The sequence below is a fragment of the Mesorhizobium sp. P2_A12 genome, from assembly GCF_056405075.1.
Window position 1 is genome coordinate 23,146 of sequence record NZ_JBFUCU010000031.1, and the last position, 21,208, is coordinate 44,353.

12 protein-coding genes are annotated in these 21,208 nt (G+C 59.7%); 6 read left to right on the plus strand and 6 right to left on the minus strand.

Annotation, left to right across the window (positions count from 1 at the left end):
• Nucleotides 1–4: 4 nt before the first annotated feature.
• Together fabF and AC1DZU_RS33100 are read right to left on the minus strand one after the other, a co-directional pair.
• Complete coding sequence (fabF, locus tag AC1DZU_RS33095) at nt 5–1,372, minus strand: beta-ketoacyl-ACP synthase II (protein ID WP_477291345.1); 1,368 nt, start codon at nt 1,370–1,372, stop codon at nt 5–7.
• 46 nt (nt 1,373–1,418) lie between these two features.
• Nucleotides 1,419–1,997, minus strand: coding sequence for a TetR/AcrR family transcriptional regulator (locus tag AC1DZU_RS33100; RefSeq protein ID WP_477291373.1), 579 nt, complete (start codon nt 1,995–1,997; stop codon nt 1,419–1,421).
• Nucleotides 1,998–2,127: 130 nt separating this feature from the next.
• Here AC1DZU_RS33100 and AC1DZU_RS33105 point away from each other — a divergent pair, with 130 nt between their 5' ends.
• The gene (locus tag AC1DZU_RS33105) at nt 2,128–3,192 is read left to right on the plus strand and encodes an efflux RND transporter periplasmic adaptor subunit (protein WP_477291347.1); all 1,065 of its coding nucleotides are present in this window, start codon (nt 2,128–2,130) and stop codon (nt 3,190–3,192) included.
• Nucleotides 3,192–6,302: an efflux RND transporter permease subunit gene (locus AC1DZU_RS33110; RefSeq protein WP_477291349.1), complete on the plus strand. Its 3,111-nt coding sequence runs from the start codon at nt 3,192–3,194 to the stop codon at nt 6,300–6,302. Before AC1DZU_RS33105 ends, AC1DZU_RS33110 begins: the two co-directional genes overlap by 1 nt.
• Nucleotides 6,303–6,479: 177 nt before the next feature.
• Here the strand turns inward: AC1DZU_RS33110 and AC1DZU_RS33115 are convergent, their stop codons facing one another.
• Nucleotides 6,480–11,726 (minus strand): nSTAND1 domain-containing NTPase, encoded by a 5,247-nt coding sequence (locus tag AC1DZU_RS33115; RefSeq protein ID WP_477291351.1) that lies wholly within the window; start codon nt 11,724–11,726, stop codon nt 6,480–6,482.
• Between the two features lie 586 nt (nt 11,727–12,312).
• On the opposite strand from AC1DZU_RS33115, the gene AC1DZU_RS33120 reads away from it, so the two are divergent.
• Nucleotides 12,313–12,924 (plus strand): glycoside hydrolase family 19 protein, encoded by a 612-nt coding sequence (locus tag AC1DZU_RS33120; protein WP_477291353.1) that lies wholly within the window; start codon nt 12,313–12,315, stop codon nt 12,922–12,924.
• 226 nt (nt 12,925–13,150) lie between these two features.
• Here the strand turns inward: AC1DZU_RS33120 and AC1DZU_RS33125 are convergent, their stop codons facing one another.
• Nucleotides 13,151–14,059: a DUF4231 domain-containing protein gene (locus tag AC1DZU_RS33125; RefSeq protein WP_477291355.1), complete on the minus strand. Its 909-nt coding sequence runs from the start codon at nt 14,057–14,059 to the stop codon at nt 13,151–13,153.
• Nucleotides 14,060–14,396: 337 nt separating this feature from the next.
• Between AC1DZU_RS33125 and AC1DZU_RS33130 the strand changes: the two genes are divergently transcribed.
• From AC1DZU_RS33130 to AC1DZU_RS33140, 3 genes are read left to right on the plus strand one after another with little or no spacing between them, the layout of a single operon-like run.
• Nucleotides 14,397–14,621: a TIR domain-containing protein gene (locus tag AC1DZU_RS33130; RefSeq protein WP_477291357.1), complete on the plus strand. Its 225-nt coding sequence runs from the start codon at nt 14,397–14,399 to the stop codon at nt 14,619–14,621.
• A 47-nt stretch (nt 14,622–14,668) separates the two neighbouring features.
• Nucleotides 14,669–16,546, plus strand: coding sequence for an NB-ARC domain-containing protein (locus AC1DZU_RS33135; protein ID WP_477291359.1), 1,878 nt, complete (start codon nt 14,669–14,671; stop codon nt 16,544–16,546).
• Between the two features lie 52 nt (nt 16,547–16,598).
• Entirely contained in the window at nt 16,599–18,155 is a 1,557-nt protein-coding gene (locus AC1DZU_RS33140; protein ID WP_477291375.1) for a WD40 repeat domain-containing protein, read from the plus strand.
• A 313-nt stretch (nt 18,156–18,468) separates the two neighbouring features.
• On the opposite strand, the gene AC1DZU_RS33145 is transcribed toward AC1DZU_RS33140, so the two are convergent.
• Nucleotides 18,469–19,314, minus strand: a complete 846-nt coding sequence (locus AC1DZU_RS33145; RefSeq protein WP_477291361.1) for a hypothetical protein — start codon at nt 19,312–19,314, stop codon at nt 18,469–18,471.
• A gap of 35 nt (nt 19,315–19,349) precedes the next feature.
• A complete protein-coding gene (locus AC1DZU_RS33150; RefSeq protein WP_477291363.1) occupies nt 19,350–21,110 on the minus strand; it encodes a toll/interleukin-1 receptor domain-containing protein in 1,761 nt (586 codons plus the stop codon).
• Between the last annotated feature and the right edge of the window lie 98 nt (nt 21,111–21,208).

Here is a 21,208-nt window from a genome sequence, read left to right on the forward strand (position 1 = left end):
GAAATCATTTCTTTCTTCGTGTTGGATCGGAGTTGGAGAAGCATGAAAGGTCGGTGTGAAGGGTGCCAATCATTAGCGCCCCTGGCCCTCGCGTCGGGCCGCCGGGGGCGGTCCAGCGCCTGAACAAGGCGCTGGCATTCACGCCGCCAAAGCCGAAGCCATTGGAGATCGCGTATTCCATCTCCATTGGCCGGGGCTCGTTTGCGACGAAGTCGATGCCGTTCGCAGCCGGATCGGGAGCGCTCAGATTGAGTGTCGGTGGTGCCACCTGGTCCCGGAGCGCCAGGATCGCGAAAATGGCACCAAGCCCGCCGGCCGCACCCAGCAGGTGTCCGGTCGCCGATTTCGTTGCGCTGACAGCTATCGCGAAATCGCGCCCGAATACGCTCTTGATCGCTTCGATTTCACCCAGGTCACCGACTGGCGTGGAGGTCGCATGCGCATTGAGATGACGAACCTCGCGCGCCGAAATCCCTGCCTGGGCAATCGCGATCTCCATGGCCCGGCGCGCACCGCCGCCGTCCTCGGGGCCAGAGGTGACGTGGTGGGCATCCGCCGTCGTGCCGTAGCCGACGAGCTCGGCGAGCGGTGTTGCGCCGCGCGCCAGCGCGTGGCTCAACGCCTCGATGACCAGCACGCCGGCTCCTTCGCCCATGACGAAGCCGTCCCGCGATATGTCGAAGGGACGCGAGGCTTGAGCCGGCGCCCAATTGAAGCCGGTTGAAAGAGAGCGTGCCGCAGCAAACCCACCGAGACTGACTATGTTCATGCATGCTTCCGTTCCCCCGCACACGGCAATATCAGCCTCGTCCGCGCGGATGAGACGGGCGGCGTCGCCGATCGCCTGGATGCCGGCCGCGCACGCCGTCACTGGCGCGCCGAGCGGACCTTTGAAGCCATGACGGATTGAGATCTGGCCTGCTGCGAGGTTCACCAGGAAGGACGGCACCGTAAAAGGCGACAGGCGGCGGGCGCCACGCAGGTCGACCGTACGCACGGCTTCTGTGATGGCGGGGAACCCGCCGACCCCCGAAGCGATGACCGTTGCCGTGCGTAGGCGATCCGTTTCCAAGGCAGGCTTCCATTTCGCCTGTGCAAGCGCCTCCTCTGCAGCAGCCAGCGCAAAAAGAATGAACCGATCCACCTTGCGCTGATCCTTCGCAGACAGGATGACATCGGGATCGAAACCGGCGTCCGGATCTTCTTCCAAGGAGGGCACCACGCCGCCGATCTTCGCCGGCAGGTCTCGCACCACATCGTCCGGAAGCCTACGGATGCCCGAACGACCGGCCAGCAGGCGCGACCATGACGCTTCGACATTGGCAGCTAGGGGAGTAACCGCTCCCATGCCTGTAACAACAATCCGTCGCATCTATTCTCCTGTCACTTGGGTGCGGCGCCAGCACTGCGCACGCCGTTCAAGCGCCGGCTGCTTCGCGAACCTGATCGGTCGCCGCATCCAGAAAAGCCTGCGCAAGATCGGGATCGTTGACGACGCGCGAGAGGAGGACTGCGCCGACCATTGTCGAGAGAATGGCCATCGCCTTGCCTTCGGACTCCTCGCCATTGGTCCCGGCAATGAAACGGCCGAGGATCTCGAGATGCTCCTTGACGCCGGCTTCGAATGACGCCTTCACCTCAGCGCCCTGCCTGGCAGCATCCGAACCGAGCGCCACGATCGGGCAACCGTCCATCTTTTCTCCGCGATGATCCATACTGAGGTAGAACGCGGTCACCGCGCCGAGCGGATCCTCAGGGTTTGCCGCAGTCGCGACCGACCAGCGGTGGGTGGCGCTCTCCATCGCCCGCCTGGACGCCTGCGCCGCCAGGTCGTCCTTTGACTCGAATTGCTTGTAAAAAGCGCCCTGGGTCAGCCCTGCACCCTTCATCAGATCCTTGAGGCCGATGCCGTCAAAGCCGCGCTCGCGAAAAAGGCGGCTTGCCACATTGATGACGGTCTCGCGGTTTTCCGCGGCTTGAATTCGGCTCACTCGCATCATCGGCCTCCTTTTTTGATTGAGTTCGTAATCTATAATCGATATAGAAGGCGAACGCAATCTATTTTGAGATGAGGCGACGAGCGTGAAAAAGAGAACCGTTATCGTATTGGGATCGACCCTGACGGCGATGTCATGGGCGGCGGCATTCGCCACGCTTGCTACTCCTGCGCAGGAAGCCCCTTTGGTGACCGACCCGAGGCAGGAAGCACCATTCGTCAGACTTGTTTCGGCTGCGCCGGTCACCGAATCAGAACGGGGCTTCACCGGCATCATTGGGGCGAGGGTGCAGAGCAATCTCGGCTTTCGGGTTCCCGGCAAGATCGTGGAACGGTTGGTGGACGTCGGTCAGGAGGTCAAAGCCGGTCAGCCGCTGATGCGGATTGACGATACCGATCTGCGCCTTGCGCTTTCGGCGAAACGCAACGCCGTTGCGGCTGCGCGGGCAACAGTCGCTCAGACACAGCCGGATGAACGGCGATACGCCAGCTTGCTCGCCAGTGGGTGGGTGCCACGGCAGCGCTACGAGCAGGCGAAGGCTGCGTTGGACACCGCCCAAGCGCAACTTGCCGCCGCCGAAGCCGACGCACGGGTCGCCGAGAACGAGGCGGCCTATGCAGTCCTGTTGGCGGACGCGGATGGAACGGTGGTTGAAACGCTTGGCGAGCCGGGGCAGGTTGTCGCTGCCGGCCAGCCCGTGATCCGGACCGCCAAGGCAGGCCCGCGCGAAGCGGTTGTCGCGCTTCCCGAAACGATCCGGCCGGCGATCGGCTCGGCAGCCGAGGCCAGCGTGTATGGTGGCGACGAGCGTCGATATTCAGCGCATCTCCGGCAGCTGTCGGACTCCGCCGATATCCAGACCCGCACTTATGAGGCCCGCTATGTGCTCGACGGCGAGGCTGCCGCGGCACCGCTTGGTGCGACGGTCACCATTCGGCTCGCAAACCAGGTGATACAGCCGGAGGTCCAGGTGCCGTTGGGAGCCGTGCTCGATGACGGGCGGAAGACCGGCGTTTGGGTGTTGGACAGTGCCACCTCAACCGTGCACTTTCAGGCCGTCCAGCTTGTTCGTATAACCAGCGAAACCGCTGTGATCTCCGGATTGAACTCCAACGTGCCCATTGTGTCGCTCGGCGCCCATCTCCTGCAGGAGGGCGCTCGCGTCCGGACTGCTTCTGAAAGCGGGAGCAACTGATGAGCTTCAATCTTTCCGCGATCGCCGTTCGCGAACGCGCCGTCACCCTGTTCTTCATCCTCCTGCTGGTGGCCGCCGGCGCCTACGCCTTCCTGATGCTCGGCCGGGCGGAGGACCCTAGCTTCACCATCAAGACCATGACGGTCACGACGGCGTGGCCGGGCGCGACGGCGCGAGAGATGCAGGACCTCGTTGCCGAACCGTTGGAGAAGCGCCTTCAGGAGCTGACCTGGTACGACCGGGTGGAGACGACCACGCGGCCGGGTTACGCCTATATGACGGTCACGCTGAAGGACGGCACACCGCCATCTGCCGTGCAGGAGGAATTCTACCAGGCACGTAAGAAGCTCGGGGATGAAGCCCGCAACCTGCCGCCCGGCGTGTTCGGCCCCTTCATCAATGACGAATATTCGGATGTGAGCTTCGCCCTTTATGCGCTGAAGGCTAAGGGCATGCCGATGCGGGAACTGGCGAGGCAGGCCGAGGTGATCCGCCAGGACCTCCTGCACGTGCCCGGCGTCAAGAAGATCAACATCCTTGGTGAACGTCCTGAACAGATATTCGTGGAGTTTTCCTACGCCAAACTGGCAACCCTTGGCGTGTCGGCACAGGACATCGTCGCTGCCTTGCAGCGGCAGAACACCGTCACGCCCGCAGGCTCGATCGACACCCTGGGGCCGCGCCTCTTCATTCGGGTCGACGGCGCCTATGACAGCGTCCAGGCGATCGCGGACACGCCGATTGTCGCTGGGGGGCGGACGCTGAAGCTCTCCGACATTGCCGAGGTCAGCCGCGGCTACGAAGACCCTCCCACATACCTCATCCGACGTCAGGGCGAGCCTACCATCATGCTTGCAGCGGTTATGCAGGAGGGCTGGGATGGTCGCGCGCTCGGCAAGGCACTGGAGCACAAGACTGCCACGATCGCACAGACACTCCCGCTTGGGATGACGTTCGACAAGGTGTCCGATCAGGCTGTCAACATCACTTCGGCGGTTGACGAATTCATGTTGAAGTTCGCGATGGCGCTCGGCGTCGTGCTGCTGATCAGCCTGCTCAGCATGGGCTGGCGCGTTGGGATCGTCGTGGCGGCTGCCGTCCCTCTGACGCTCGCCGTCGTGTTCCTCATCATGCTGGAAACCGGCCGGTTCTTCGATCGCATCACGCTCGACGCCCTCATCCTGGCGCTTGGTCTTCTCGTGGACGACGCCATCATCGCCATCGAGGTGATGGTGGTGAAGATGGAAGAGGGGATGGACCGCATCAAGGCGGCGGCCTATGCGTGGAGCCACACTGCGGCGCCGATGCTATCTGGAACGCTGGTGACGATCGCCGGCTTCGTGCCGGTGGGCTTTGCGCGCTCGACGGCCGGCGAATACGCCGGCAACATCTTCTGGGTCGTGGGGTTCGCCCTCATTGTCTCCTGGATCGTCGCGGTAGTTTTTACGCCCTATCTCGGTGTGAAGATGCTGCCCGCGATCAAACCGGTCGAAGGCGGTCACCACGCTATTTACGACACGCGCAATTATCGACGTTTGCGGCGGGCCATCACGTTTGCCGTGCGCCATAAGTTCGTAACCTGCGGTATCGTTGGCATCGCCTTCGCGTTTTCCGTCGTCGGGATGGGCGCCGTCAAACAGCAGTTCTTCCCGACGTCCGATCGCCCCGAAGTGCTGGTGGAGGTTCGCCTGCCGGAAGGTGGCAGCATCGAGACAACGACCGCCGCGGTCGAGAAGCTCGAACATTGGCTGGACAGACAGCCCGAGGCCAAGATCGTCACGAGCTATGTCGGTCAGGGCGCTCCGCGCTTCTTCTTCGCAATGGCCCCGGAGCTTCCCGATCCCGCTTTCGCCAAGATCGTCGTGCTGACCCCGGACGCCGAGGCGCGTGAGGCGTTGAAGAACCGGCTCCGAGAGGCGGTGGCGCAGGGGCTTGCACCCGAGGCGTATGTCCGCGTTACGCAGCTCGTGTTCGGCCCCTACACGCCGTTCCCGGTCGAGTTCCGGGTCATGGGACCCGATGCCACACAACTCTACAGCATTTCCGAAAAGGCCCTCGACATCATGCGGGGCGTCCCGGACGTGCGACAGGCCAACCGCGATTGGGGCAATCGCACGCCCGTGCTTCGCTTTGTCCCGGATCAGGATCGACTGAACCTCATCGGCCTCTCGCCGGCGGAGGTGGCTCAGCAACTGCAATTCCTTCTCACCGGCATCCCCGTTACCCAGGTCCGCGAGGACATTCGCAGTGTCCCCATCGTGGCGCGCAGCGCCGGCGGCGAGCGGCTGGATCCGGCACGTCTGGCGGATTTCTCACTCGTGAGCCGAGATGGCCGCTCGATTCCGCTCGACCAGATCGGGCATTCGGAAATCCGTCAGGAGGAGCCAATCCTGAAGCGCCGCGACCGCATGCCCGTTGTCACGATCCGCGCGGACATCAATGAGGCGAGCCAGCCTCCGGAGGTCTCCAAGCAGATCATGAAGGCCCTTCAGCCGCTGATCGCGTCCCTTCCGGCCGGCTATCGCATCGAAATGGGCGGATCGATCGAGGAGGCTGAAAAGGCCAACACCGCGCTAGGCAAGGTCTTCCCGGCTATGATAGCCGCCATGTTGATCGTCATCATGCTGCAGGTGCGATCCTTCTCGACGATGTTCATGGTCATGCTGACGGCGCCGCTTGGCCTTGTCGGCGTCGTGCCGATGCTGCTCATCTTCAACCAGCCCTTCGGGTTCAACGCCATTCTGGGCATGATAGGACTGGCCGGCATCCTGATGCGCAATACGCTGATCCTGACCGAACAGATCAATGAGAACCGTGCTGCCGGCATTGATGACTATCACGCTGTCATCGAGGCCACGGTGCAACGCACACGGCCCGTCATCCTGACAGCACTTGCAGCCGTGCTGGCCTTCATCCCCCTCACGCACTCCGTCTTCTGGGGATCGATGGCCTATACGCTGATTGGGGGAACGGCGGCCGGCACGGTGTTGATCCTGCTCTTCCTTCCCGCGCTCTACACCGCGTGGTTCCGAATCAAGCCGACCGCGGATGAGATCCAGGAGGCTTCGAAAGAGGAACCGGAACAGCGACTAGCAATGGCTGCCGAGTAGGGCACTGTTGTCGAGCCTCATTTGTCTGCACGGGGGCGACTGGCGGGTTCGCGGCGTCGATGTGAGTGAGAGTAATCAGTGTGGCTGGCGGTAGCGGATGTTCACGTAACTGATTGATCTTGTTGACAAAATGGTAGAGGGAAGGACGCTGAAAACCAACCTTCTCCAGTAATCGTCCTACTTTCCTGTCGACTCTTTCGCCAAGTCGGCCGATAGAGCCGCAATGCGCCGTCGAATTTGGTCGGTCGCATCGGTGGCCGCCGACGCTTTTTTCAGTAGATCCCGAGATGTCTCGAACGCGGTAGTCGCCTCTTGCCAATTTCCAATCTGAAGAAGGAGGTCGCCAATCTTCTTATGCAGTGCAGCCTCTTCAAGGTAGCGCCACGCATTAGCCTCGGATATGTCGGAATACTCGTCCAGACCTAGTCCCTCTCCGTTGCCCAGCAACTCGAGCGCCTGTCGGTACTCGGCCACAGCCTCCGCTGACTTGCCCAGGTTCGCGTTCGCCAACCCCGCAAGTTCATGCGCCAGCGGGGTGCTGTCCATGGCGGCATGCTGCAGGACGCCGTCCCACCGCTTCAGTGCGCTCAGCGCCAGTGCGAGGCGGAGATGAATCTCCGCTTTGGCGTTCTTTTGCAAACTCCAGGACAAAGCGGCTATTCCCTCATTGATCCCAAGAATTCCAGCGATCACTCTCACGTTTGGCAAATAATGAGGCAGTGCCAGCGCGGCGTCGAAATCATCCGCGGCTCCGACCTGATCGCCTTGTGAGGCGCGAACCTTGCCCCTCACATAGTAGGCCATTGGATTGTAGGGATCGCCCGCGACGGACTCTCCATAGAGATTCAGTTTGAAGGCGGTTTCTTCCGGCGTTCGATATTTTGCTGCGTTCGCAGACAACAAAAGCACCGTCGGATCGTTCGGGAATTGCTTTCTGGCCTCTTCCAGAATCGTCCTTTTGGTATCCCAATCTGCGGCCTCTAAGGATTTGTCTAGGAAACTCGTGCGTGCGCTTTCCAGGGACCATTTCTGCAGGCGGGACTCACTTCGGTCTACCAGGGTTGCGACGTCCAAAGTCAGCTGGAATCGATAATCGTCGGTCACGCCTCGCAGGATAGTTCCGTCGTCTGAAAAGTGCAGGCTCCTGCTGCCCGCCGGAATCTCCGGAAGAGACATGATCGTCTCGAGATTTCTGCCCAGTAATCGATACCGATTTCCACGGTCGGGCGAATGCTCGTCGCTGAACTCGCAGATGATCCGATTGGCATGAGAGCTATACGCAAGGGGAGAAACCCAAAAATCAAATGCAATCGATGGCCCCTCGGGGATGAGGTTGTCGTCGACGATTGAAAGCCTCGTCTGTCGACCGTCAACCACCGCAATCAGGAGTCTATCGCTTTGTCCGCCTGGGAGGATCGCATTTATTGTCGCCGACCCCGTCGCTCCGAGTGCTTCGGGGCGGAGCTTCCTTTCCTCTACATGATCAAGCCAGACAAAGTAGACGCTGTTTTTCGATCCCGCGACACACACGAGCCTGCCGTCCTGTTCATATCCCGCCAACGTCGTGAGTACGATTCCGTCCGCCGGCGACCAGAGTCGCTCTATCTTGCCGCTTGCCAAGGTGACCATCGCGAGTTGAACTACCGTGGTTGTCTGCCGGCCCTCGTCTTTCGACTCCTGATAGTTGGTGATTGTGCAGACGCGTCCGCCAATCTCGTCAGACAGCAGGGTCGAAACGTTAATCTCAGCCGCGCTGTCGGCAATGAACGGGAGCCAGCTACGTGAATTTATCCGCACGACACGCGAAATGCCCTTTTTGAGATCTATCACATCGAGATTGTGGTCTTGGTTCGAGGCGAAAACGAACCGACCGTCTCGGGAAGCTTTGCCCGCCTGACGGTATAATTCCAATATTGGTCGCCCAAATTTGTCCGCGAGGTCGTTGTCGCCTGACCTACCGGCGGCGCCGAGGGTCGGCCAGAGCATCTGCTCCAGCGCAACTCGCGCTGTTCGGCTGGGATCTTGGCGGTAGGCTTCGGGCGGACGCAACAGCAATCGGATATCCTCTATATCCCAAGTGCGGACGTCATATGTCTCGCCGGTGAGAAGGAGCGCAGTTCGGTCAATGAAGCCTACTGCGTCAATTTCCGACGTGTCTGATCTCGTCGAGGGCTGCATTTCGCTAACAAGCGTGCCACTCTCCTTCAGCCATATCCTGACTTTGCCGTCCTTGGAGGCAGTCGCAATCAGAGGAGAATCCGGAATCATAGCGACGGCAGTCAACTCCGCATAGCCGGTACTGAAGCGTGTCCTAGGCTCTTCGAAGTTCCAAGTATCCCATACTGAGATTTTACCGCCCGGCTCACACAGGATTAGCGATTTGTCGAGCCTACTATCAGTGCTGGCGGCGCAAGGCGCCCCACGGTCGAATGCCTGGCCGATGTAGGCGACCTGCGCCGACCCGTCCAATCCAGCAGCACTACGAATCTCCTGCTGCCCTTTAAGCGGATCCATCCCAGGGTTTGCGCCATGATCAATCTCACTACGCAACCGCCTCTCCGCTTGGAGATCGACCGCTCCGAAGACTAGTGCCATGCCTCGGTAGCCATTGCCCCGAGTGAATGCTGCTATCTTTCGCACTGATTTCCTCAGACCAGTGGGGATTGTTCGAACTAGACCATCAACAGTCGACACGACGATGATACGTCCCGCGCGATCTCCTGCTAGGATGATTTTCTTGCCGCCTGAAGTATTGATCACAACCACGCTGTCGAAAGGCACATCGTGACCCTCGACAAGTGTTTTCACTAGATGCCCATGAAAATCGTAAATGCGCAGCGCGGCATTCAGAGGCGTTCGCGGCGGCTGCTTAGGCCCATCCCTTCGAGTATCCCAATCGCCGGTTGCCACGACGAAATGGTTTGCGTCAATCCATGCAGCATCGTTCGCGTTAACGTCTTGATCGTCAGGAGATGAAATCGGAGCGCCTGTAGCCTTACCCGAATCGTCGATGATGTTGATAAAATTGCCTCCGCCGACAACTGTAAACGGCCGGCGGAACTTGTCTCCCGGCGGCCCCTCAGGGGATGGCATTTCGTTACTTTGCTTCACGAAGAATGCGACGCGTTCTGCGTTGTAAACCGAATGGCTATACGGCTTCAGTTGCGGTAATTCGCGGGCTGTGCCAACGATACTATAGAAGCTGGCAAGTGCGTCGTCGCTGACACCAAGCGAACGCAAGCTTCCGACCGCGGCCAGCCCCTTTGTAAGCGCCAGTCTGGGCGAATCCTTTAAGGCGAATTGCGCCTGTGCAAGTTCGGCGCGTGCGTTCGATCGTTGGGCTTCCAGGGTTGCCTCATTGGCCTTGCTCAGCCCGTAGTAAGCCAAGGCGATTGAAACGAGCGCAAGGCAAGCGGCAACGATAGCGCCGAGGCGAGTGCGATTGACCACCACCCTCTGTGCCTCAGCCAGCTTCCCTGCTTCTTCAAGCTCGCGGCCTGCGCGCGCCGCCTCTCCGGCGCGCGCAGCATCGAGATAGGCGAGGTCAGTGGCGTCGAGGCGGCGGGCCAGATCGATGCGTGATTTGATCGCCTCGGCGTCCTCGAGCCGGCCTCCGGCGTGCGCCAGCCAGTTGGTGTCGCGATTGTTGGCATCCCAATCGCGCGCCGCGCGGCGCACGCCTTCGAGCGTGCCGAGAACGGCGATATCCTCCTTCAGCCAGCCGTCGAGCAGTGTCCATTGCCGGAGCAGGGCCTCGTGCGACGGTTCAATGGTGCGCTCTCCGGTGGCGGGCGAGACATCGGTTGCCAGCAGCCGTTGCTCCACGAAGTGCTCCATTAGCGGTCTTGCCTCGTCGGGAATGTCGGTGAAGCGCGCGACCTGCCGCCGCGCCGTCCGGGTGTCCGGATCGATGCCGGCGAGCCACGGGATCATCGCGCGGCGCAGCAATGCAAGTCGGGCTGTACGACCTTTCGGCACTCCCGGATCGCCGTCGGCATCGGCGAGTGCTCGCTCCACCGCAGCCTCGATGGCGCCGGCAATCCGCTTGCTCTTTTCATACTCGGCAAGCGTCAGGTCGCCGTCGCCACCATGGTCAGCAAACAGGCGCTCCAGCGTGAAGGCGAGCAGGGGCAAGGCGTCCTTGGCGCCACCTTCCTCGATGTCAGCCAGAAGAGCAGCTGTGAGCGCAGGCTCGATCTTCAGCGCCCGATTGGTCCCCGCAAGCCGCTCGGCCGGCCCCTCGATCACGCGTTGATAGGCGCCGCGTGCCAGCGCCGGCAGGTTGAACGGCAACTGTCGAACATCGGTCAATGCCGGGTTTAGCTGCAGCTTCTCGTAGGAATCCGTACGGATAGTGGCGAGCGCTATCAGCTTGGGACGGTCGGCCTTGAGGAGCGCTGTGACGAGGGCCAGCAACTGTTGCGATTCCTCTTGGCCTTCGGCGACGAACAACTCTTCCGCTTGATCGATTGGCAGAATGATGGCGGGCGTGGCGGCCTCCCCAGCGCCGGAGTTCGCGCGGGCGGCGGTTGAAGCGATGTCGAATAACAGGCCCGCTGCTGCCTCTGTCCCCGCCGCAATGGTCTCTTCGACCTTGGCGCGTGTGCATTTCAGGCCGAGCGCCTGAGTGGCTCCTGCGATGCTTGTTATCAGTCCGGTCTTGCCGGTGATCGCGGCACGCTCGGGGCGCAGGATTGGCAGCACGAAGAAATTGCAATCATTGCGCATCAGCCGTGGGATCAGCCCGGCGCGCATGAAGGAGGATTTCCCGGCGCCAGACGCACCGAGCACGACCATCAGCCGCGGCGGTGCTGCCTCGGCAAGCCCGCGCAGTTGATCGAGCGCGGCAATCGTCGCCGCCTCGCGGCCGTAGAAGATGCCGGCGTCCTCAGCCTCCATCGGCGCCAGCCCGCGATAGGGTGCGCGTTGGAGGTCATTGACTGGCGGCCACGCAAAGAAGCGCGGGTCAAGGCCGGCCTTGACTAGACCGGCTCGCAGACGGCCGAGGCCGGAGGCCGAGAAGGTGGCAAAGCCCTGCTGGCCATTAGGTAGTTCGACGTCAAGCCGAACGCCGTCGCGACCACTCTCCAGGTCGATCAGCTGCCATTCATCGCGCAGCCGTGCCGGCACGTCGTTAAGCACAACGGTATCGATGAGGATCCCGAATAGTCGCTTGTTTAACTTGTTAGCTAGCGCCAGCTCCTCATGACACCAGCGCGACTCTAGCCATTCGCGGCTGATCAGGAAGACGACCGCTTCGCAGCGGCCCGCGGCATCGTTGAGCGCCTTCTGCCAGCGCTCGCCGGGCGAGATCCCGCTCGTCGCATCGATGTCGAGGAAGATGTCGTCACGGCCCCAGCCATTAGCGGACAACCAATCGCAGAGCGCGATCGCCTGCGCATTGTTCCTGCTCGAATGGCTCAAAAATATTCGGGACACCGTACAATACGCCTCAAGAAAGCAGAGAATGATTGCACAAGCAGTTTGCGTTGTCATCGCGTCGTGTCGACGCTATTTCTTGCTCGGAACAGGATTCGTGAGCGGCCCAGCTTCGAGCATATAAGTCGACCTGGCGCCGAAGCTCGCATGCTCGAAGACGATCTGCGCCATGCCCTGTTGTAGGACTTTCGGGAGGAAAACTTGATCGGCCGCACTACCGTTCACGGTTCAGGCGGGGCCCTTCAATTGGGCATTGCGCCAACGAGGTTGGTCTTGTCTTGTTCACGCTGCCGCGACCCACTTCGCATCCCGGTCGGCTATCAGGGTGACCGCAATGTTCATTGCGTTGTCGCAATGGAACTCCGTGCTACCAAATTCGGGTCCCACGAATTAGGGTCGGATGGTTTCCGGCTGGCCCCACCCTATTACGGGCGGGGCCGCGTTTTCGAAGCTGTCTATTTCGACAAAGACCGACTAAGCTATGATAGGGGTGCTTAGTTGGCAAATTGCACCGGGAACGCTCCTACAGAAACTGATCGATTGTAGTAGTTATAGGTGGAAGGTACGTGTAATGCTAGGACATCTGAACTCCGGGTTCTTTTTCGACTATGTTCGCCTTCACCTGTTCGATGGACGCTTATCTCCTTCGCAGGCCGCGGGGTTGAACTACATTCTTGCCAAGTGGAACTCGAGCTATGCCGAGCAAGATGATCGCTGGTTGGCATATGCGCTTGGGACGACCCACCATGAAACCGGTCGCGCGATGCAACCGATCACAGAATCCGGGGGGCCAAGATACTTCTTCAAAATGTACGATCCCGCAGGGCAACGTCCTGACGTAGCAAGGCGACTAGGCAACACCGAGCAAGGTGACGGGGCACGTTTCTGTGGACGCGGCTTTGTTCAGCTCACCGGCCGAAGCAACTATAGAACTTGGGGAACTTTGCTAAATGCCGATTTGATCGGGAACCCGGAGTTGGTCCTGCAGACAGAATCTGCGACAGCTATCCTCTTCAAGGGCATGATCGATGGCCTATTTACCGGCCGCAAATTCGCTGACTATTTCATCGGAGAAAAGGCCGACTGGATAAATGCCAGGAGGATCATCAATGTTATGGACAAGGCAGAGCTGGTTGCGAGCTATGCGCTGCGATACTACGCAGCAATTAGCTACACAGTGTGATCACTGGGAGGAAGAGGCCTCCAGAACGTTAGTCGCACCAAGGGGTGGCCGTTACCTATTGGGAATTCGAGGAAAGCGCGATGGTAGCTAGGTGCCTTGCCTTTGGATACGGCCAATCCGATCATCCTTGTCGACGTCGGGCCGCCGCTACGCTTGTGCATTAGCGCGACGTCGGATTTTCCGTTGCTTTCCCCAGTCCGTCGTCAAACCAACGGCAACCAATTGATCAAGTCTTGCCGAATTTGGCGATCCAGCTACTGTTCTCGATGGAGAGGATCGTCTCGCACCGCTCGACAAAGCTTGACCAGTCGGACGACGGCATGGCGAATGCCGGAGGCGCTTGGTTGAGTTCGTGGCCGAGCCGGCGAGCCGCGGCGCGGTAGGTCGCAACAAGAAAGTCATATCGCGAGGCTTCGATATGGGCGAGGATGGCACCGCCGATCGTGGTCAACACCGCTGTCAATGCCACGAAATCGAACGAAAAACCGATGAAATTGGTTTTTCCCGCTACGCCTACGGCCGCAGTGACGATCGCGGCGACAAGCGACAACGTGAATTCGATCCAGCGAAGCGTCTTCGCTAGGCCGCCATATGTCCCAGCTCTGTCGTTGTACCATTTGATTTGGCTGTGGACGCGCTTTTCGACGTATTCGTCTGGAGATTGGAAGGGCGCGGTGGACGCGGAGCCCGGGCCGTCCTCCCGCTCCAGCAGTCCGATCAGGTCGTCGATGTCGCTTGCAATCTCCTCCTGCTCGGCGTTAAAGCGCGACTTCGCCTGCGCGGGATCGTCATAGGGCGCGGCCGATGCCGCATACTTGTAGATCTCGCGCTTTAAGGCCTCTGAAGCCGCGCGGATCCGCGTCCAGGCAGCGACCTGGGTACCACCGAGCAAGCGGGCGCTCAGGAAGCTGACGACGCCGAGGAGCACGGCACTGCCAACGGCGAGGGACAGACGCAAATGATCCTGTGCCGGTGGCTGAGGTGCTTGGATCTGGCTGGCGACTGCGGCGAGCAGGGCTGCGACCGCAGACAACGCAAGGGCGATCCAGCGTGTGCGATCGATCGTCTGCTTAAGCCGACTGGCGGTTCTGGACCAAGTTGACTGCAAGACGGAGGCTGAAGCGAGAGGCTCCATGACAATGTTTCCCTTCCCAACCGCTCGGCAGCGGCCGATCGCGTTCATGATCCCGAAGGTGATCGCAGCAGCTTTGCGTCAATCGTTGGAAGGGATATCGGCAAAGCGCGTTTGTAAAGGCTTTTCTATTGCTCCCTACCATGGCTGTCGCATAGCAAACCTAAAGCCTTCGCAGCGTGCAAGCGATACGTCCTAAAACTTTCGGTCGACGCGGAGGTGCGTCGCCAACTGAGCTTCGACCTTGGCTTCTCCTTTTGCTGCGTTTCTCGGCTTTCCCAAAATAAGAACTCTGACGCAACCTGCTAGTGAGACAAACCGTGTGGTATGATTACATTCGATGAGCCACGCTGCAGGGGAGCTTGTGACGACGGAGTTTTCGCCCAAGACGATCTTCATCTCCTACTCGCGCGCGGACGGTCGGGCGTTTGCTGAGAGTTTTGAGCAGCGTCTCGAGAAGGAAGCCGACATCAGGTCCTGGCGCGATTTGAAGAGCGTCGAAGGTGGCGAGGATATCCGGCCACAGGTACTGCGGGCGATCGAGTTACGAAGCATCTCGTCCTGATCCTTTCGCGGCGCGCGCTCGAGTCGGATTGGGTCAGGCGGGAGTGGATGCACGCGCGGATAGTGGGCCGCAAGGTCAGTCCGGTTCTGGCGGATCCCAGCATTCGACGAGGCGACCTCCCGCCCTGGATCCGACGTGCGGATGTCTACGATATCGCCGAGCCGGAACGCTGGACCATGCTCGTCCAGGTCCTCAGGGGACCGGGCGAGACCCGCCGCGTCCCCTACATGACGGGCATCTTGCCCGATCCCTTTGTGGAGCGTCGCGCGGAATACCAGGGGCTCAAGAAAGCGGTCCTGTCAGCCCACGGCGGCAAGGCGGTGGCAGTCACGACCGCGCTGCGGGGCTCCGGCGGCTATGGCAAGACTACGCTGGCGAACCAGCTCTGCCTGGACCCAGAGGTTCGGTTCGAGTTCACCGACGGCATCCTGCGGGTCGAGATTGGCAAGGAGCGCGGGGACGTCATGGGGCTCGTCCTCGACCTTATCGAGCGACTTGATCCACGGGAACGGCGCCCGGGGTTCCAGGACGTCTACACCGCCTCCGACTACCTGGGCGAACTGATCGGCGAGGCGCGCCTGCTGATGGTAATCGACGACGTCTGGCGAGAAGCTCAGCTCAGACCGTTCCTCAAGGGCGGGCCTAACTGCATCCGTCTGATCACAACCCGGTTGCAGCGGGTGTTGCCTCGCTCAGCCCAGCCGATCCCAATCGACAGGATGGTAGCTGAAGATGCAGTCAGGCTCCTCTCCGCCAATCTGCCCATGGCCGGGGATCCGGCTGTGCAGCGTCGTCTGACGGCGCTTGCAAGGCGGCTCGGATGCTGGGCCCAGATGCTCAGCATCGCCAATGGCTGGATAGCCGGCCGTATCAGACGCAAGGAAAAGCTTGGTGACGCTGTTGATCGGTTCGAGGCTCGTCTCGAGCAGCACGGGCTGACTACCTTCGATCCACAGGACGAGACCGAGCGGAATCGCGCCATCCGTGCCTGCCTTGAGGCCAGCCTGGAAGACCTAAGCACAGACGAACTCGTCCGGTTGGGCGAGCTCGCGATCCTGCCGGAAGATGAGGCGATTTCGTTTGAGGTCATCGAAGCACTGTGGGCCGAGACCGGCAGCCTGGATGAGGATCAGGTCGATGGTCTACTCGGGCGGCTTGATGCGCTGTCGCTAATTCAAAGCCTGGATCTGGGCGCTCGCACGCTTCGCCTGCATGACAACATGATTTGGTACCTAAGCGACCGGATCGGGCCGGCGGGCCGTCGCGCTGCCCATCAGGCAATGGTTCAGACCTTCCACCGAGCATGCGAAGGCAACTGGGCGACGCTTCCAGAGAAGCCTGCACGCCATGCCTATGGCTGGCAGTACCTGATCCGGCACCTTCGCGGGGCGGGGCAGGACGAGGAAGCCGATCGAGTCCTGACCGACTACGGCTGGATCAAGGCGAAGCTTCACACCTTGGCCCCGCCGGAGGTCTGGAAGCTTTTCGCCAGCTACTTGCCGGAGAGCGAGAACGAAGGTGTTCGCCTCGCCGGGCGGGCAATTGCGCTGTCGCTACCCGTCCTCGCCGCCAATCCGCGAGAGCTTCCCCGGCAGCTGTTCGGCAGGCTTGGCGGTTCCGAGCACAAGGCAGCAGCGTCGATTGTTGCGCGAGCGAAGGCGGACGGAGATTTTCGCCCCGCCCCACGCTGGCCGGGTCTTACGCCTCCTGGCGCGGAGCGGCTCCGACTGGTCCATGAAGGTTTAGTGGACGCCGCTGTGTTCTCTCCCGACGGCACCCGCGTCCTCACCGTCGGGGATAAGACGGCGCGGCTCTGGGACGCGCAATCTGGCGCCGAGATCAGCGTCCTGCGCGGACATGAACGCCACGTAACACGAGGGTGTTTCTCAACCGACGGCTGGCAGCCGCGTTGTCACCGCCTCTGACGACTTTACCGCGCGGATCTGGGACGCACAATCGGGCGACGAGATCTGGGTCCTGCGCGGACATAAAGACCATGTGTTCAGCGCGGGTTTCTCTCCCGACGGCACTCGCGTCGTCACCGCCTCAGTTGACCGTACAGCGCGACTTTGGGACGCACAATCAGGCGCGGAGATCGGCGTTCTGCGCGGACCGAACGGATATGAGCGCCTTATACATAGCGCGGTCTTCTCTCCCGATGGCAGCCGCATAGTCACCGCTTATTCAGACGGTAAAGCGCGGCTCTGGGATGCGACGTCGGCCGTGGAGATCAGTGTGCTACGAGCGCATGAATATTCGATATCGAAGGCAATTTTCTCCCCCGACGGCACTCACCTCCTCACTGCCTCCGACGACTTTACTGCGCGGCTCTGGGATGCAGCGTCGGGTGGGGAGATCGCGGTCCTGCGCGGACACGAGGGCGGCGTACACAGCGCGGTTTTCTCTCCAGACGGCAACCGCATCGTCACTGCCGGGGACGAGACGGCGCGAATTTGGGACGTGAAATCGGGCGCCGAGATCAGGATCTTCCGGGGACATAAAGGCCGTGTACATAGCGCAGTTTTCACTTCCGACGGTTCCCGCGTCGTCACTGCGTCCGAAGACCGAACAGCGCGGATCTGGGACGCGCAATCGGGCGCGCAAATCACGGTCCTGCGCGGACATGAAAGCCGGATAGCAAGCGCAGATTTCTCTCCCGACGGCAGCCGTGTCGTCACTGCCAGTGAGGGGACGGCGCGGATCTGGGATGCGCAACCGGGCGAGGGAATCAAGATCCTGCGCGGACATGAAAGCTGGATAGCAAGCGCAGATTTCTCTCCAGACGGCTGTCGTCTTGTCACCGCCGGTGACAAGACCGTCGTCACCGCCTCTGGCGACTTTACGGSGCGGATCTGGGACGCRCRATCGGGCGAGGAGATCAGGRTCCTGCGCGGACATGAGAGATCGGTAGAAAGCGCGGTTTTCTCTTCCGATGGCTCCCGCATCGTCACCGCCTCTGGCGACTTTACGGSGCGGATCTGGAACGCACAATCGGGCGACGAGATCAGAGTCCTGCGCGGACATAAAGGCAGCGTAAAAAGCGCGGTTTTCTCTTCCGATGGCTCMCGCGTCGTCACCGCCTCTGGCGACTTTACGGSGCGGATCTGGGACGCRCRATCGGGCGAGGAGATCAGGATCCTGCGCGGACATGACCAATCAGGCGCGGAGATCAGGATCCTGAGCGGACATGAAGGTTGGATAATAAGGGCCGTTCTCTCTCCCGACGGCAGCCGCCTCATCACCACTTCCGGCCATACGGTGCGAATCTGGGACGCGCAATCGGGCGCGGAAATTACCGTCCTCCGCGGACATCAAGGTCAGATAAACAAGGCGGTTTTCTCTCGTGACGGCAGCCGAATCGTCACCACTGGCTTTGATCAGACAATTCGTGTCTGGGATGCGAGGTCAGCAATGGAGATCACCCGGATCATCCCCGACGCAAGGGTCACCGCACTGGCAGTTCGCGACGGCGACATTGCTGCAGGCGACGCACTCGGCCGAGTTCACGTCTTCGCGGCCCAAGAGTTCCTCTGAGATAGGGTGATCCTATCTTCGCGCCATGGATCGCCTCATGAGTTCCGCAACGTCCGGGATGGTTTTGCGGGTAAAGCTCCGGCGCCCCAAGGCAGCAAGTCAGCTGCATTCGGTTTGTTTGGAGCTATCGACGCCCAGCGTTTCTTGGGGGGCGCTTCGTCCAGTCGCTAGCGACAAATTGGGGTTCGTTCTATAGCTCGCATTCGACTGGCCGCTTTTGGCGCAAGGCGGTCGCTGAGCTACGTCCCGTTTCTGACCCGTTGCCGAGGTCACGAGCTTTAAGATTCAAGATGCTCGCTTAGCCATTCTCGAGTCACTTTCCATACAAGATTTCCTTTAAGCGGTCTTCAGAAACCGTGCTACTTTGGTTGTCCTCGTCGGTTCCTGGGCCCGCTTCACCTCCGGCCTCAAGTTCTACGAGGCGAGGATCACTAACCTTCACGCCAGTAGTTGGGTGGTAGTGAATCTGGCAATTTGTCGGTCTCCATCGCAAAAGGTAGCCTGGTGTTTTGTTATCGACAATTTCGACGGTCCTAAAACAATCTGGAAGGTACAGAGGGTACAACAAATCAAAGACATCGCCCGACAACTTATATATTGGCAACCGCTTGCCGGTTGCAGGATCGAAGTTGACGCCATCCGTTCCTAGCCCCAGGCAAACCGCTTTTTCCGTAAATCCCCTCCCTTTGTAGTAGGAATAGAGCTCGTTACTGATAGAAACACCCCACCCATTGGGAACTATGTCGCAAGCAATCGGAAATTGCTTATAACTAAAAGCACCCTGCGGCAGCAGGCCAACTGAACGCAACGCTTTTACCGATATTTCTTCCCGCGGAAAACTATTTGTATCGACGCATCGCAGCGACGATCGGAAGACCCAACCCCATTGTCGCCATTCCCCATTGAAGCTGCCGGATACCAAGGCCCAGTGGCGGTCGCGGTTGTCCGCTTTTACTTCGTCTACGCGGACCATGCGTCCATTCACAAGCCTGTTTATTACAGTGCCGCCTGGTGAATCGCGGACGTTCAAAGTTGGGTCATGCGGGTCAGCAATGTGGCACAGTGTTTTGGCGTATCCGGTTCCGCAAAAGCTGCTGATTAACACCCATATGAAGAACACGAAGCCTAAAAGCCGATATTTCTTACCCCCGTCATTCATAACGTTCTCCACTTCGACTCTCAATTCCAAACAGCTCAATGGCATTTCTCGTCGAACACGCCATACTCCGCGAATTCCGGATAGCATAAGCCCGCTTTGAGCATCGATTGAAAATCAGCTTTAACCTCTTCTGGACGAGATTTCTTATATTCTTCTATGGACTGCACATTCTCACCGTTGAGCAAAAGCGCATGCGCGTAGTTCAATCTCAATGAGTTCAGATCAACAAAGTTAAACCGTTCTGCAATTTGGTTCACGATTTTCGCAGACTTAAGCGCCTCGTCCGGCTTGTTGGCAAGAATGGCGCACCAAGCTAAAAGTCCTTTAGATCTAGCAGTTAGCCGTGGCAAAGTTGCTTCTGCCGATGCGTTAGAGGAGATCTGCTGATCAATCTCCGATGCTAGGGCAAACGCCGACGCGTAGTCGCCCGACGATAACATAAAATTGACAGCGTAGAAATACGCACGAAATAGATTTTCATCTAGTTCTCCCATCAGATTTGAAATCTTTCGTAGGCCGCGAAGTCTTGTAAGTGCGTCAAAGAGCTCTTTGTTGGCCGCAGTGCGGGTGGATGAATCTGACTCCTCATTTAGCGCGGCGGTTGCGAGTCCAACGTCTGCTAGAGCGACATAAAAATTGATTGCTTCGGCGGCCTTGTCGAATGAATGCGCGAGAACATCTCCGCGATACTTGCTGAGATGCCGCCGAGCGTCGGAGTTTCTATCATTCCGGATTAAAGCAAAGCCGAGTCTAATTCCGGTTTCGAGATAGTTATCTATGCTTGTTTGCGAACTAGGCTGAGCATTTAGAACTGTCACGCTGGTCGTGAACTCATTGGTTATCGCCCGCAGTTCTGACTTCATCGCCTCTGTCTCAGCTCGATTGGCTGCCAACTCAGCGGTCATTGCGCGTTGCAGGTATGCAATCGCTTCCCTTTTCTCCTCTGCTGCCCGGAAGAGTAGAAATCCACTGAGAGCTGCCGCGACCACCACCACTGCGAACAAGAGGTTCCGCCATCGGGAACGTCTACGATGAGCATCAGCAGCTTGTTGCAGGGCGTTCTCGGCTTCCAACAGAGCTAGCGCTCGGGCGTCCTGAGCCGCCTTCATCTCCTCCAACCGTTTGCGTTCTGAGACCTGCTGTTCTATTTCTGCGGCTTCGCTGGCATCTAGGAATGCGCACTGCAGCGAGGTAAGCGCCGGTGCGTTCGCGGGACTAGTATTTCGCCAATGGCGCAGTGACACGAGTTCCGATCCGCGGGCTAGATAATCCGGTTGCTGTTTGCCTTTCTCCCAACGGCTTGCCAAACCAGCTACTCTGGTGTGTTCGCGTATCCAATCAACGTCTACAGACAGCGCAGTGCTTAATTGTGCCAAACCCGATCCCCAGCCAGAGCCGGGCACGGCGGGATCCGGAAAAAATCGAATGTAGTTTAGCTGCTGTAAAGCTGGATGAGGCTTCGAGCTCCCCAAAGGGCTAATGAGTACGGGAACGGTTCGTTTGTGAAGTTCGAGCGCTCTGTCGACTTCCCATCTACAGACTTCCGAGCCAGTCGAATTCGGTGTCAGCAGAAAGACAACAGTATCGACTTCAAGTATCATCTCTCCGAGACGCTCGCGCCAATTTTCGGCGGCGTGAATCCCTGTGCGATCGATCATTATTTCATAGTTGAACGCTTCCAGTGCAGTCACGAGCTGCTCAGCGAAATCTATGTCTTTTCGAGAGTAAGACAGGAATACACGGAACTTATCTATGTCGGCTCGCCGCAGAGCAGTTTCGTTCGCCCCCCCGGCCATTCGAGCGTCTCCCCAGAAGACTAGATGACTGCTTTTGGCTTCATGCTGAGCGCGAAAGTCGTTGCACTGCCCGCGGCGATGACAGAGAGGGCGAGGAA